Origin of the sequence: Leifsonia xyli subsp. cynodontis, from assembly GCF_050632205.1 — a bacterium.
Classification (GTDB): Bacteria; Actinomycetota; Actinomycetes; order Actinomycetales; family Microbacteriaceae; genus Leifsonia; species Leifsonia xyli_D.
Genome location: NZ_CP192578.1, coordinates 189,622 through 202,722, shown reverse-complemented (window position 1 = coordinate 202,722; position 13,101 = coordinate 189,622). Strand labels below are relative to the sequence as shown.

Here is a 13,101-nt window from a genome sequence, read left to right as displayed (position 1 = left end):
AGTGTAGCGGGTGCGGCTGGGACGCGCGTGCGCGGGGGCTCCCGAGGATCAAGTAAGATACTGTGAGCCGCCGGCCGCGAGAGCGGAAGGCAGCGCCAGGAGAATTCGCCTAGTGGCCTATGGCGCACGCTTGGAAAGCGTGTTGGGTGCAAGCCCTCGGGGGTTCGAATCCCCCATTCTCCGCCATCTCTTGAGTCGCGACATAGGTCTCCCTTGAGTCGCCTTCCTGCTATTCCGTCATGGCGAGTTGCTGCTCTGCTTGCACTCCACCAACAGGTCGTTGTAGTCGTGCTTCCGTGACTTGGCCCGAATCTCCTTCGTGACCTCGTCTTTCGGCACGATGGCCATCGCGAGGTTCGTACCGTTCTCCTGGACCGGCTTGCCGTCGGTCGTGCACGCAGCGAGCACGAACCAGGCGCCGTCGTCACCGCGGTCGACATAGGTCGGCTCCGTGCCAAGGACCGCCTCGGAAACGTCGTACACGAGAACCGTGGTGTCCGCAGGCAGCTGCGACTTCGCAACGTCCAGTGACAGCGCCACCAGCGCCGACGGCTGGATCACCGCGGACCCACAACCAGCAAGAAGGAGGCATAGCGGCACCGCGGCGATCAGCGAGGCAACTCTCCTACGCAAGGCAGGACACGGCCCCTCTTCGTCATCTTCAACGCGACTTCCTTTCACACGCGAAGAGACTCGTGCCCTCCGCAAACGCGAAGCTATGCGCCTCGCAGCCAGAGCGTCAATTCGATTGAGGACAACTGCGAAGGGGCACGTCCGACCTGATCGTCGCCGATCGTGGCCGAGGACAGCCGCCTCGGTCTTCGTTCGGGACGACGTGACGGTCCTCATCGTTTTCGGCCCCGGTGCCCCTTTGCGCCAGGAGCGGTACAACCGCACCTCCGGGCCCAGAACCCGTCAGGCCGCCGGACGGCTGAAGAGGTTGACCAGGTTGCCGTCGGGGTCGCGGAACAACGTCGAGCGGTTGCCCCACGGCATGATGGTCGGCGGGAGCACGATATCGTCCAATCCCGGCCGCAGCCGCTCGAACTCGGCGTCGACGTCGGGCACCTCGAATTCGATGACGATCGAGCGGTTCTCGCCCGGCAGGAGCTCGCCGCCGAGCATCTGGACGGTCGAGCGCGACGCGATCGCGAGAGTGCCGCCCGGACCGGCGAACTGCGCGAAGACGGGAGCCGGACGTTGGGCCGCCTGCTGCAAGACGAGTTCATAGAAGTCGACCATCGGGTCGAGGTGGTCGGTGATGATGCGGATCGATGCGAATGCCATATCCCGAGCATCCGACGCGACCGCGACACCGTCCTGTCGGTGTTTCGCAGAATTCCTCAGCGGATGCCGTCCGCCACCGATCGCAGCGTCCCGTAAGCGATGCCCAGCTCCTCGCGGCCCAGGATGCGCGGCGTCGGACGCTCGCCTGTCACCTCCACCGAGATCACGCGGTCGCCGCGGAACGCCCGCACTCCGTCACGGACCCGGCACCACGCGATGAGGTACCAATTACCGTCCTTTCCGATCGTCCCGAGCGGCTCGACGTCGCGTTCCGTGATCGCGCCCGCGCGGTCCCGGTAGCGCAGTCGCACCACGCGGTCGGCTCTGAGCGCCTCGGCGAAGCCGGGCGGGACGGGGTCATCGCCCTCGGGCTCGAGGAAGTGCACGCGCGATGCCAGGGCGGTCGCCCGGCGCGCGTCGGCCTCGGGCATCACCGCCAGGACCTTGCGCAGGGCGGCGGCCGCCGACTGCCGGAACGGGCCCCGCAGCTGGGCGCCGAGGCTGACGAGGAGCGCGAGCGCTTCGTCGGGCGTGAAGGTCATCGGGCCGAGGGTGGCCGCCGCGTCCAGCGCGTACCCGCCGGTACGGCCCGGCTCGGCCCAGATCGGAACGCCCGACTGCTGCAAGGCCGACAGGTCGCGCTCGATCGTCCGGACCGAGACTTCGAAGCGCTCGGCCAGCCACCGGGCGCTCCGCGGGCGCGGGGACACGGCGCGCAGCTCCTCCACCAGGGAGTACAGGCGGTCGGTGCGGTTCACGCGACGATCATCACCCGGCGAGCGCGCCGGAGATCAGCCAGGAGACTGCGGCGCGCTCGTCGTACGCGGGGTCACCGGCCGCGCCGATGCACAGGTTGCCGATCGCCTTCAAGAACACGTAGGGGTCGTGCTCGGGGCGTTCGGGATGCGCTTCCGCGGCGGCCGCCGAGAGAAGCGACCCGCACACGGGGACCAGCGTCTCGACGAACAGCGCATGGAGCCCGCCGGCGTCTTCGTCGCCGCCCTGGAGCGCACCGGCGAGGCCGTGCTTCGTCACCAGGAAGTCGACGAACAGGTCGACCCAGCGGCGCAGCGCATCCTCGGCGGTAGCGCACTCCTCCAGGAGGGCCGGTCCGGCCTCTGCGCACGCCTCGATCTGGTGACGGTACACGGCGACCACCAGCGCCGGCCGCGTCGGGAAGTGGCGGTAGATGGTGCCCACTCCGACTCCCGCGCGGGCGGCGATGTCGCGCACGGGGGCGTCGACGCCCGAGACCGCGAAGACCGCGGCGGCAGCATCGAGGAGGGCCCGCTCGTTGCGTTGCGCATCGGACCGCTTCCGGGCCACAGGCGCGGTTTCGCTCACGGCGGATCTCCTCTCTGTGGTGGGCCGGCATAACCGGAACACTGTTCCGGTAAGTTGTGGAACAACGCTCCGTTTCATTATCGCAGCGTCGGAAAGGTTTCCCCATGTCCACCTCTCTCATCGCCGACCTCGAGGCCACTGCGCGGCCCGAGCGCCCGGTCATCTCCGTCGCGCCGGTCGGCCTCGCCTCCGCGGGGCGACCACTCCCCTCCAGGTGCGCGTCTCCGCGCCGGTCGAGGGCAGCGGTCTCCCCGTCGCGCTCTTCTCGCACGGCAACGGCTGGCACCACGACGGCTACGCCCCGCTGGCGTCGTTCTGGGCCTCTCGCGGATTCGTCGTCATCCAGCCCACCCATCTCGACTCACGGCGAAACGGGATCGGCTTCGACGACCCGCGCTTCCCGCTGATCTGGACCGAGCGCATCCTGGACCTGAAGCGTGCCCTCGACCAGCTCGACACCATCGCGTCGGCCATCCCCGGGCTGCGCGGCCGGATCGATGCGAGCCGTGTCGCCGCGGTCGGGCACTCCTGGGGAGCGCAGACGACGCAATCCTTGCTCGGTGCCCGCGTCCTCAATGCGGACGGATCCGTCGGAGGCGACCTCTCCGACCGGCGCGTCTCCGCCGGCATCCTCCTGGCGGCGACCGGGACGGGAGGGCCGCACCTGCATCCATTCGCTCAGGCCAACTTCCCGTTCATGTACCCGTCGTTCGACGAGCTGACCGCTCCGACCCTGGTGGTCGCGGGCGAGAGGGACCAGTCGCGGATGTCGAGCCGGGGGCCGGACTGGTTCACGGACGCCTTCACCCTCAGCCCCGGGGCGACCGATCTCGTGACCCTGGTCGGGGCGGAGCATTCGCTGGGCGGCATCCCGGGGTACGAGGTGGCGGAGACCACGGACGAGAGCCCGGAGCGCGTGGCCGTACTCCAGCGGCTCACGACGGCGTACCTCCGGTCCGCCCTGTCCGTCGACCCTTCGGCGTGGACGGACGCCGTCACGGCCGTTCGCGGATCGACCGGCGACGTCGCCCTGATCGAGCGCAAGGCGGCCTGACGAGGCGCATGACCTTCGGCCCTGTGGCCACTCCGGCACCCGCCATACGGTGCAGGTGACCGAAGCGGTGCACGGCCGATGAAAGGGCAGCAGCCATGAGAGTGCTCGTCGCGTACGCGAGCAAGTACGGTGCCACGGAAGGGATCGCGGAGCGGATCGGGACGGTCCTGCGCGACCACGGTGTCGATGCGGAGGTGCGCAGGTGCGACGACCTGGTCGAGGTCGCCGGATTCGACGCCTACATCGTCGGGTCGGCCACCTACGAGTTCACCTGGCGCAAGGCGGCACGACGGTTCATCAAACGGAACGCCGACGAGCTGGCCGCCCATCCCGTGTGGTTGTTCGCCAGCGGACCGGTCGGCACGGAGAAAGTGGACGACAAGGGGCAGGACGTGCTGGAGGCGGCCGCCCCGAAGCAGTTCGCCGAGTATGCGGGCCTTCTGCATCCACGCGGCACGCAGGTGTTCCGCGGAGCCGTCGACCACGAGAAGCTCCGCGGTCCGGACCGGGTCTTCGCCTGGATGCCGGCCGCCCGCGACCTCCTGCCGCAGGGCGATTTCCGCGAGTGGCCGGTCATCGACGCATGGGCGACGTCGGTCGCCGATGAGCTGCACGCGACCAGCCGGAGGTGAGCGGCACCGACCGCTCGCGGTTCCTCCTCCGCTGGACGTTGCTGGTCACCGCCGGAGAGACGGCCGGCTTCGCGTTCGCCGCGGCCGTCGCGGCCGGGGTGACAGCCGCGGGACTGTCGGATCCCGCGCGATACCCGATCGTCGTCGCTGCGGGCGCGGTTGAGGGTGCGCTGCTCGGCACAGCCCAGTTCCTGGCCATGCGGGAACGCAAGCCCCGGCCTGCCGCCTGGATCGGGGCGACCAGCGCTGCCGCAGCCCTGGCGTGGGCGGTCGGGATGCTGGTCAGCCTGCTCCCGGAGTTCCCGCCTCTCCCCTCGTGATCCTGGGCGCGCTGGTCATCGTCGCGTCCATCCCGACAGCGCAGTGGGCGGCGCTCCGACGCCCGCACAGCGCCCGCTGGATCCCCGTGAACATGGGAGCGTGGGCCGCCGGCGTGCTGTGGACCTTCGCTCCCTCGCCGATCGTCGACGAGACCACGCCGGTCGGGACGCTGGTGCTCCTCTATGTGCTGGCGGGCGTGCTGATGGCGCTCACCGTCGCGGTGCTCACGGCGCCGACCGCGTACCGTCTCTTCGGTCCGGGCGCACCACGAGAAGCCGGACCAGCGTCACCAGCGCCACGATGATGGCGATCGCCGACCCGACGATCGCGAGGATGAGGAAGATCCGCACGATCACCGCCCAGGTGTCGCCCACCGAGCTGAAATCGAACGGGAAGACGTCCCAGATGACGACGGCGGCGATGAGGCCGATGCCGGACGTGACCAGGTCGCCGACCGCCTTCAGCCAGCGCCGGTCGAAGATCAGGTTCAGGAGATTGACCACGATGGAGGCGATCAGGGCGGCGTCCACCCAGGGGATGACGGCGGCAGCGTCCGGCGTGAGGACGCCGAACGATCGCCAGCCGGGCCAGACCTCCACGGCCCACAGCAGCAGCACGTTGATCGCGATCGCGATGGCGTAGCCGGCGCGACGGGATGCGGACGACGGCCCCCGCCGGACGGTACCGCCCGGGCCGGCCGCGGCTTCATCGATGCTCACGTGATCCCCCTCGGCCGACGGCATCCACCTCTCATGCCATGATGGCCGTGGGGGTGCGCGCGGCGTGTGCCGAAAGTCCCCCGTACTGGGGTAGAGCCAAACCGGTCGCAAGGTATGGACTGTACGGGACGCTCGCCCACGAGAACGAGCCCCGTCCGAAAGTGAGCAGCCGTTGCGTGATCGCGCCGCCTCCCTCCTGTCCCCCGACCGATTGGAAGCGGAGCCCCGACGCTCTCGCCGTCGCACGCTCGGCGCGGTGACCGTCGCCGCGCTGGTGGCCGCGGGGCTCGCCGTCGGTGTCGCTCCTGCCTCCGCCAACCCGGGGACGAGCAGCGGTACAGCCGCTTACCAGCAAGCGTTCATGAGGAGCATGTGGTCGGACATCGACGACCTCGTCGCCGACTCGTACAGTGCTCAGATCTTCCTGAGCGTCGACAACGACGTCGACGTGCTGGACGAATTCACGCAGGAGGTCACCCACCGCATCAACTTCGGCGGATCGCACTCCCTGAAGCTCGACGCTGACCCCACGCGATCGCTCGTGTGGGTGCTGGACGCCGGTACGAACACGCTCTCCCGCATCGATGAGCGCACCTACACGGTCACGGGTTCCGTCACCATCCCCGGGGACCTGCGCGACCTCGCCGTCGACCACACGACCGGCAAGGTCTTCGTCTCCACGGGATCCGGCGGCACGGTGGTCCCGGTGGACGAGGCGACCGTCGCCGCGGGGACGCCCGTCGCTGTCGGTGGGCAGACGGGACGAGTCGGCGTCGACTCGGCGGCCGGAATCGTCTACGTGACCGGCGCGGCGAGCAGCGTCGCGCTCGTGAGCGAGGCCACCGGCACCGTCTCCGCCACCGTGCCGGCCCCCGGCAGCCCGGTGGCGATCACAGTCGACCCCGCGAACCACAAGACGTATCTCGGCTACGCCGGCTCGAACGCCGTGACCGTGATCGACGGGACGAGCGCCTCGGCGACGTCCATCCCCGTCCCGAGCGGTTGGGGCTTCGGCGTCACCGCACTGGGCATCGACCCGTCCACGCAGACCGTGATCGGCCAGAACGGCAGTCAGCTGTTCCGGATCGACACGGACACTGGCGTCGCGCGCAACTGGGCCAGCCTGAGCGCCAACGTGACGGTGCCGGACATCTCCGTCGACGTCTTCACCAACACGGTGTTCTTCGGCGCAGGGCTCAACGTGTTCGCCTACTGGGAGCCGATCTCGCTTCTCGGCAGCGCCTCGGGCGTCGTCCCGGCCGGCACCCCGTACAAGCAGCACCTCAACGTGTGGTCCCTGTCCACTGGAGCGCCGCTGGGCGTTTCGATCGCCTCCGGCACGCTCCCGCCGGGGCTGTCCCTGTTGGGCGACGCCACGTCCGGCGCCATCACCGGCACGGCCACCACTCCAGGCACGTACACATTCGGCCTGAAGGCGAACGCTCCGACCGGCGACTCGGTCACGCAGACGTACACGCTGCGCGTCGTCACCGTGAACCGCACCGCGGGCAGTGACCGCTTCACGACCTCCGTCGAGGTGTCGAAGGCCGCCTACCCGGATCCCTCCGCCGTGGGCACCGTCTACGTCGCGAACGGCATCTCGTTCGCGGACGCGCTGTCCGGCGGTCCGGCGGCCGCGAACGACTCCGGCCCGCTGCTGCTGACCGCGCCCAGCTACCTCCCCACCGCGGTTGCGACGGAGATCAGCCGCCTCCACCCGGCCCACATCGTGGTCGTCGGTGGGCCGGCGGTGGTGAGCGCAGCGGTGCTCTCCGCTCTGCAGAAGCTGTCGCCCGATGTGAAGCGCGTCTACGGCAGCGACCGCTTCGGCACCTCGCAGGCCGTGATCAAGAGCACGTTCACAACGGCTCCCACGGTCTACGTGGCGACGGGCCTCAACTTCCCCGACTCGCTGAGCGCGGGTGGCGCCGCCGGCAAGCTGAACGCACCGCTGCTGCTCGTCAACGGCAACACGACGTCGGTGGATGCGGCGACGAAGTCGCTGCTGACCTCGCTCGGCACCACCAAGGTCGTCATCATCGGCGGCTCGGCCGTGATGTCGCCCTCGCTGGTGTCCTCCTTCGCATCGCTGCCCGGCATGACCGTCCTGCACCTGGCCGGCGCGGACCGGTTCGAGTCGTCGCAGCAGATCGTCGAGTCGGCGTTCAGCACCAGCAGCCGCGTCATCCTCGCCAACGGGCTCAACTTCCCGGATGCACTGGGCGCGTCGGCGTGGTCGGGCAAGAGCGGCTCGCCCCTCTTCATCGCCCCGGGATACTGCGTGCCGCAACGGACGCTGGACGACACGTACTTCCTCGGCGCGACCAAGGTCACGCTGGTCGGCGGGTCGGCCGTCCTCGGCTCGGCGGTGTCCGGGCTGCAGTCGTGCGGCGGCTACTCGGTGATCGCGCCGACGTACCCCGCGAGCGCGCCGCTGACGGCGAAGAAGGCGGACGCGTCCGGCGGGGCGGCGACTCCGTCCGGCCAGCCGATGTCGTCGCTGCTGCGAGTGGACCCGCGCGGGCAGGCCGCCTCGGGACACTGAGCGCCGCCACCGCTACATCTCACGGCCGCCGGAGCACTCGCTCCGGCGGCCGTTCCCGTCGAGCGATGAGTGGATGCGCCGGTCGGGCGGGCGCACCCCCATACGGGTGTCCCCCAAAATGCCGCTACCGGGAGGCCGCAGGATGGGTGAGGCTCAGTGAGTGAGTGAGCAGACTGACGTGGGCCGGGATGCGGGGGCGACCCGCGTGACCGTGCTGCGCCCCCATCGCCATCTGTTCCTGCGGGGCATCATCGCCGTTCTCGCCCTCACGACTCCGGTCTTCGCGGTCGTGTACTGGCTGACCATTCCGGGGCCAGGCTGGCCGTTCGTGCTCGTCGCCCACCTGATCGTCATCGGGGCCACCGTCGTCGGCGTCGCGTCGTTCCTCAACACGACGATCACCGTCGGACCCGACGGCGTGCGCGAGCGCGGTTTCTTCGGGCGGACGGTGCATGTGGCACCCGGTGAAGCCGGGAGCGTCATCCTGGTGCAGGTGTACGAGTCGAGCACGCTCGACGTGCTCCCCAGCTGTTCGTCGCGTCGAAGCGCGGCCGGCTGCTCATCCGGATGCGCGGGCAGTTCTGGTCGCAGGCCGACATGGAGCGCGTGGCCGAGGAGCTCGACGTGCCGGTGACGCGGCCGGAGGAGCCGCTGACACTGAACGAGCTCCGGCGGGGGTGGCCGAAGCTGCTGTACTGGTTCGAGCGCATCCGCATGGGGCGCTGACCCGGGTCTGCAGGCGCCGCTCCGTGCCAGGATGACACCGTGAGCGCACGGATCGACGCGGAACCGCGCAGTAAGGGCCTGCTGACCCCCGGCAGCGATACGTCGCCCGTCGGCATCGAACGCCGCGCGCCGTCCGGTCGCGCAGCAGCCTTCGTGCGTCACTACTGGCTTCCCCGGTGGCACCTCCCGGCCGGCACGAGCATCCGCCAGGACGTCCTCGAGTACCCCACCGCGAACCTCGTCGTCGAGCCGACCTCCGCCGCCCTGCACCGCGCGCACCGCGGGCTCTCGTCGCGCACCCTCGAAGGCTCGGGATGGGCGTTCGGCGTGCTGCTGCATCCCGGAACCGCGCGCGGCTGGGCCGGGTCGTCGATCCGCTCCCTGCCGATGATGCTGCCATTGCCACGCCTGCAGGTGACCGGCGCGGCCCGGATGACCGGGGCGGTGCAGGACGCGATGGTGCGCGACGACCACGACGCCGCCGTCGCAGCGTTCGAGAGCTGGCTCGACGCACTCCGCGAGCCCGGCGACGAGGCGAGACTCGTGGACCGCATCGTGTCGGAGGTCGAAGGCGACCGCGACCTGCTGCGCGTCGAGCAGCTCGCCGACCGCTTCGGGATGGGCGTGCGCCGCCTGCAGCGTCTCATCGCCGGGCACATCGGCTTCGGGCCGAAGTGGCTGATCCAGCGCTACCGGCTCCAGGAGGCGGCGGCCGCCCTGCGCACGGAAGCCCCGCCGCAGATCGCGGCACTGGCGGCCGAACTCGGCTACACCGACCAGGCGCACTTCAGCCGGGAGTTCACGACCGTGGTCGGCACGACACCCGGCGCTTACGCGGCCGCCGGGCGGTCCACATGAGCGACGCCGACGCCGCACTGGCGCCCCTGCGCGAGCGGTGGGGTCTCGCGGCCGACGGGCCGGCCTTCGCGACGGATTCCAGCGTCCTGCAGCCGGTCAGCCGCGGAGAGCGGGGGCTGTTCCTGAAGCGCGCGACGTCGGCGGAGGAGCGCGTCGGAACCGACGTGCTCGCCTGGTGGGAGGGGCGCGGCGCGGCGACCGTGCTGGCCCGGTACGGCGACGCAGCGCTGCTGGAGCGCGCCTCCGGCGTGCACGACCTCGCTGCCCTGTCGCGATCGGGACCGGAGGGCGACGACGAGGCGACGCGCATCCTGTGCCGCACGATGCTGCGGCTGCACGAGGCCGGCACTCCGCCCCGCCCGGACGGGCTCTTCAGCTTGCGGCGCTGGTTCCGCGACCTCCTGGACGGGCCGCACGCCGGTGTGGATGCGGAGCTGTTCGCCCAGGCGGCCGCGGTCGCCGAGGACCTGCTTTCCGATCCGGCCGGCGACGTGGTTCTCCATGGCGACCTCCATCACGGCAACGTGCTCGACTTTGGCCCGGGCGGCTGGCGCGCCATCGATCCGAAGCCCCTCCACGGCGACCCCGGCTTCGACGTGGCGAACATCCTCTGCAACCCGGACGCGTCCACCGCCCTCGTGCCCGGCCGTCTCGAGCGGACGGTCGCCGTGATCGCCGCCGAGACGTCCGCGCCGGAGCGGCGAGTGCTCCGCTGGGCGCTCGCTTGGGGAGGTCTCTCGGCGACCTGGTCGCTGCAGAGCGGCGGCGACGACACGGCCGCGCTCGGCGTGGCTCGGCGGGCCTGGGAACTCCTCGGCGGCTAGCGCCGGCGGCGGGTGCCGAAGATGCCCTCGACGACGCTGCCCAGGATGTCGCGCGTCGCCTTCGAGCCGAGCACCTGCTCCAGCACCGTCTTCTGCGAGCGCGAGGTCGTCCGTCGCGTCGTGCCCCGGGGCGAGGTCTGGCGCAGGATGCGGTCGTACTCCTTCTGTGCGGCGCGCTCCGCCGCATCCCGCTCCTTGGCGTCCGCTTTCGCCTGCGCAGCGGCCTGCTTCTGCGCAGCGGCCGCGGCCTTCGCCGCCTCGGCCTCCTGCTCCGCCCGGGCGGCCGCCTCCGCGGCGGCCTCCAGCTTCCGGCCGAGCATCTCGCGGGCGGAGTCGCGGTCGAGCGGCGTGCCGTACGTCACCTGCAGCGGCGACGCGGCGATGGTGGCCTGCACCTGCTGCTCCGGCGCGGGCGACATGGAGCCCTGCGGAGCCCGCAACCGGGTCCAGGCCACCGGGGTCGGTGCGCCCTTCTCGTTCATCACGGTGACCACGGCCTCGCCGGTGCCGAGCGACTGCAGCACCTGCGCGAGGTCGTAGCCCGAGGTGGGATACGTCGAGACGGTCGCCTTCAGCGCCTTGGCGTCGTCGGGCGTGAAGGCGCGCAGTTGGTGCTGGATGCGCGACCCGAGCTGGGCGAGGACGTCGGACGGCACATCCTTCGGGGTCTGGGTGACGAAGAAGATGCCGACACCCTTCGAACGGATGAGGCGGACCGTCTGCGTGATGGACGCCAGGAAGTCCTTCGACGCATCCCGGAACAGGAGGTGCGCCTCGTCGAAGAAGAAGACCAGCTTCGGCTTGTCGAGATCGCCGACCTCGGACAGGTCGTTGAACAGGTCGGCGAGCAGCCACATGAGGAAGGTGGAGAACAGGGCGGGTTTGTCCTGCACGCCCGGCACCTCCAGCAGGCTGACGATCCCGGTGCCGTCGGGGGCGAGCCGGAGGAACTCGGCCGTGTCGATCTCGGGCTCGCCGAAGAACGCGTCGGCGCCCTGGTCGGCGAAGGCGATCAGCTCGCGCAGGATGACGCCGACGGTCGCGCTCGACAGTCCGCCGAGGCCGGTCAGCTCCTCCTTGCCCTCGTCGCTGATGAGGTAGGTGAGCACCGCGCGCAGGTCGCCGAGGTCGAGCAGCGGCAGCCCGGCCTCCTCGGCGTAGTGGAACACCAGGCCGAGGCTCGACTCCTGCGTGTCGTTCAGGCCGAGGACCTTCGAGAGCAGCAGCGGGCCGAATCCGGCCACGGTCGCACGGATGGGCACGCCCGCGCCGACGCCGCCGAGCGAGAAGAACTCGGTCGTCGCCGCACGCGGAGTCCACTCCTGGCCGATGCCCCGCGTGCGGGCGAGGAGCTTGTCGTTCGACTCGCCGGGCGCCGCGATGCCGGAGAGGTCGCCCTTGATGTCCGCCGCGAAGACGGGCACGCCCGCCGCGGCCAACTGCTCGGCGAGCACCTGCAGCGTCTTCGTCTTGCCGGTGCCGGTCGCACCGGCGACCAGCCCGTGGCGGTTCGTCATGGCGAGAGGGATGCGCACGGGCACGCCGGGCAGCGGGTCGCCGTTGAGCAGCGCACCGAGCTCGAGGGCCGCTCCGTCGAAGGCGTAGCCGGCGCGGACCGCCTCCACCTGCGATGCGTCGAGCGGGCCGGTCGGCGCGGGCGCATCCGGAGCGGGAGGGCTCACCGCAGCGGCCGCAGCGGCCGCAGCCTGCGCCGCCGCCAGCGCCGACTGCTGTTGCGCCTGCGCCGCCTCCCGGAGGGATGCCGCCTGTGCCTCGGCCGCCGCGGACGCCTCCTGCGCCCGGCGCACCGCCTCGGCCGCCTCCGCCTGCAGCCGCTCTGCCTCCTGCGCCGCCGCCTCGGCCTGTGCCTGCGCCGCCGCCAGCGCGTCCTGGTCGCTCATGCGGCACACTCTACTGGCGGCTGCGGGCCAGGAAGAACGGATGCGGCTGCGTCGCCTCCAGCGCGAGACGGTGGGCGAGCGGCGTCCAGACGATCACGGCGACGCCGGCGCCGAGCAGCAGGCCGCCGATCGTGTCGCTGGCCCAGTGCGCGCCGAGGTAGGTGCGGCTCACCGCCATCAGCACGGCCCAGACGACCCCGAGGATCCACACCCACACCCGGGGGAAGAGGATGCCGAGCACGACGACCATCGTCGCCGCGTTCGCGGTATGCCCCGACGGGAATGAACCGAGGTCGGCGTGCACCAGGATCTCCGTCGGCCGCGCACGCCCGACGGTGTGCTTGAGGATCTGCACGCAGATCACCGACCCGATGCTCGCTATCGCGAAGAACGCCGCACCCCAGGGCCGCCGGAACGCCAGCAGCAGCAGGAAGATCACCAGCGGGACGACGAACGACCCGACGATCCCTCCGCCCGCGTAGTTGAAGAACAGCGCCGGTCCGAGCCAGAGCGGCGATCGGTGCTCGACGATCTCGCCCATCCACTCGGTGTCGACGCCGAACGGCAGCTTCGGGCGCAGCGCGATGATGATGCCGAGCCCGACGACGAGCACCACCACGACGGATGCCGCCACGACCGGCCAGCGTCGGGTGACCCGGGCTGCTCCGGCGACGTCGTGTCCCTCGGCGTCGGGTTTGACAGGGGTCGGTTCGGCAGCGCTCATGACACGACAACGTACCCGCCGCGGCATGCAGCGCCTACCCGCACGTGCCCGATGTCCCCGCGCGGTCGATGCCTCAGCGAAGAGTGGCGAGGATTCGTGACGAATGCACGTTATCTGTCCCGGATACCGTGCATTCGTCACGAATCCTTGCGGGCAGCGTCGGCTC

Annotated in this window: 15 protein-coding genes and 1 tRNA gene; 9 read left to right on the top strand and 7 right to left on the bottom strand. The window is 70.8% G+C overall.

Annotated features, from left to right (window positions below):
• Positions 1–98: 98 nt before the first annotated feature.
• Positions 99–186: transfer RNA gene (locus ACQ86M_RS01025), tRNA-Ser, on the top strand.
• A gap of 51 nt (positions 187–237) precedes the next feature.
• On the opposite strand, the gene ACQ86M_RS01020 is transcribed toward ACQ86M_RS01025, so the two are convergent.
• From ACQ86M_RS01020 to ACQ86M_RS01005, 4 genes are all read right to left on the bottom strand, one after another.
• Positions 238–561 (bottom strand): hypothetical protein, encoded by a 324-nt coding sequence (locus tag ACQ86M_RS01020; RefSeq protein WP_431246741.1) that lies wholly within the window; start codon positions 559–561, stop codon positions 238–240.
• A 354-nt stretch (positions 562–915) separates the two neighbouring features.
• Positions 916–1,287, bottom strand: a complete 372-nt coding sequence (locus tag ACQ86M_RS01015; protein ID WP_431246740.1) for a VOC family protein — start codon at positions 1,285–1,287, stop codon at positions 916–918.
• A 56-nt stretch (positions 1,288–1,343) separates the two neighbouring features.
• On the bottom strand, positions 1,344–2,045 hold the full coding sequence (locus ACQ86M_RS01010; protein ID WP_431246739.1) for a helix-turn-helix transcriptional regulator: 702 nt from the start codon (positions 2,043–2,045) through the stop codon (positions 1,344–1,346).
• Between the two features lie 10 nt (positions 2,046–2,055).
• Positions 2,056–2,631 (bottom strand): TetR/AcrR family transcriptional regulator, encoded by a 576-nt coding sequence (locus tag ACQ86M_RS01005; protein WP_431246738.1) that lies wholly within the window; start codon positions 2,629–2,631, stop codon positions 2,056–2,058.
• A 214-nt stretch (positions 2,632–2,845) separates the two neighbouring features.
• Between ACQ86M_RS01005 and ACQ86M_RS01000 the strand changes: the two genes are divergently transcribed.
• The 4 genes from ACQ86M_RS01000 to ACQ86M_RS00985 all read left to right on the top strand — a co-directional run bounded on the left by ACQ86M_RS01000 (position 2,846) and on the right by ACQ86M_RS00985 (position 4,942).
• Entirely contained in the window at positions 2,846–3,685 is an 840-nt protein-coding gene (locus ACQ86M_RS01000) for an alpha/beta hydrolase family protein (protein ID WP_431246737.1), read from the top strand.
• 95 nt (positions 3,686–3,780) lie between these two features.
• Complete coding sequence (locus ACQ86M_RS00995) at positions 3,781–4,317, top strand: flavodoxin domain-containing protein (RefSeq protein WP_431246736.1); 537 nt, start codon at positions 3,781–3,783, stop codon at positions 4,315–4,317.
• Positions 4,314–4,637 (top strand): hypothetical protein, encoded by a 324-nt coding sequence (locus ACQ86M_RS00990; protein ID WP_431246735.1) that lies wholly within the window; start codon positions 4,314–4,316, stop codon positions 4,635–4,637. The genes ACQ86M_RS00995 and ACQ86M_RS00990 overlap by 4 nt, the downstream gene beginning before the upstream one ends.
• Positions 4,634–4,942 (top strand): hypothetical protein, encoded by a 309-nt coding sequence (locus tag ACQ86M_RS00985; protein WP_431246734.1) that lies wholly within the window; start codon positions 4,634–4,636, stop codon positions 4,940–4,942. The genes ACQ86M_RS00990 and ACQ86M_RS00985 overlap by 4 nt, the downstream gene beginning before the upstream one ends.
• Here ACQ86M_RS00985 and ACQ86M_RS00980 read toward each other — a convergent pair.
• Positions 4,863–5,357: a hypothetical protein gene (locus ACQ86M_RS00980; protein WP_431246733.1), complete on the bottom strand. Its 495-nt coding sequence runs from the start codon at positions 5,355–5,357 to the stop codon at positions 4,863–4,865. The genes ACQ86M_RS00985 and ACQ86M_RS00980 overlap by 80 nt on opposite strands.
• A gap of 256 nt (positions 5,358–5,613) precedes the next feature.
• Between ACQ86M_RS00980 and ACQ86M_RS00975 the strand changes: the two genes are divergently transcribed.
• The 4 genes from ACQ86M_RS00975 (at position 5,614) to ACQ86M_RS00960 (ending at position 10,310) form a co-directional block, all read left to right on the top strand.
• Entirely contained in the window at positions 5,614–7,902 is a 2,289-nt protein-coding gene (locus tag ACQ86M_RS00975; RefSeq protein WP_431246732.1) for a cell wall-binding repeat-containing protein, read from the top strand.
• A gap of 160 nt (positions 7,903–8,062) precedes the next feature.
• The gene (locus ACQ86M_RS00970; protein WP_431246731.1) at positions 8,063–8,536 is read left to right on the top strand and encodes a hypothetical protein; all 474 of its coding nucleotides are present in this window, start codon (positions 8,063–8,065) and stop codon (positions 8,534–8,536) included.
• Between the two features lie 131 nt (positions 8,537–8,667).
• Positions 8,668–9,486: a helix-turn-helix domain-containing protein gene (locus tag ACQ86M_RS00965; protein ID WP_431246730.1), complete on the top strand. Its 819-nt coding sequence runs from the start codon at positions 8,668–8,670 to the stop codon at positions 9,484–9,486.
• Positions 9,483–10,310 carry an aminoglycoside phosphotransferase family protein gene (locus tag ACQ86M_RS00960; protein ID WP_431246729.1) on the top strand — a complete coding sequence of 276 codons (828 nt, stop codon included), beginning with the start codon at positions 9,483–9,485 and terminating at the stop codon, positions 10,308–10,310. The genes ACQ86M_RS00965 and ACQ86M_RS00960 overlap by 4 nt, the downstream gene beginning before the upstream one ends.
• Here ACQ86M_RS00960 and ACQ86M_RS00955 read toward each other — a convergent pair.
• Positions 10,307–12,211, bottom strand: coding sequence for a helicase HerA-like domain-containing protein (locus ACQ86M_RS00955; protein ID WP_431246728.1), 1,905 nt, complete (start codon positions 12,209–12,211; stop codon positions 10,307–10,309). The two genes, ACQ86M_RS00960 and ACQ86M_RS00955, sit on opposite strands and share 4 nt — an antisense overlap.
• Before the next feature lie 10 nt (positions 12,212–12,221).
• Positions 12,222–12,935 carry a phosphatase PAP2 family protein gene (locus ACQ86M_RS00950; RefSeq protein ID WP_431220280.1) on the bottom strand — a complete coding sequence of 238 codons (714 nt, stop codon included), beginning with the start codon at positions 12,933–12,935 and terminating at the stop codon, positions 12,222–12,224.
• Positions 12,936–13,101: the final 166 nt, after the last annotated feature.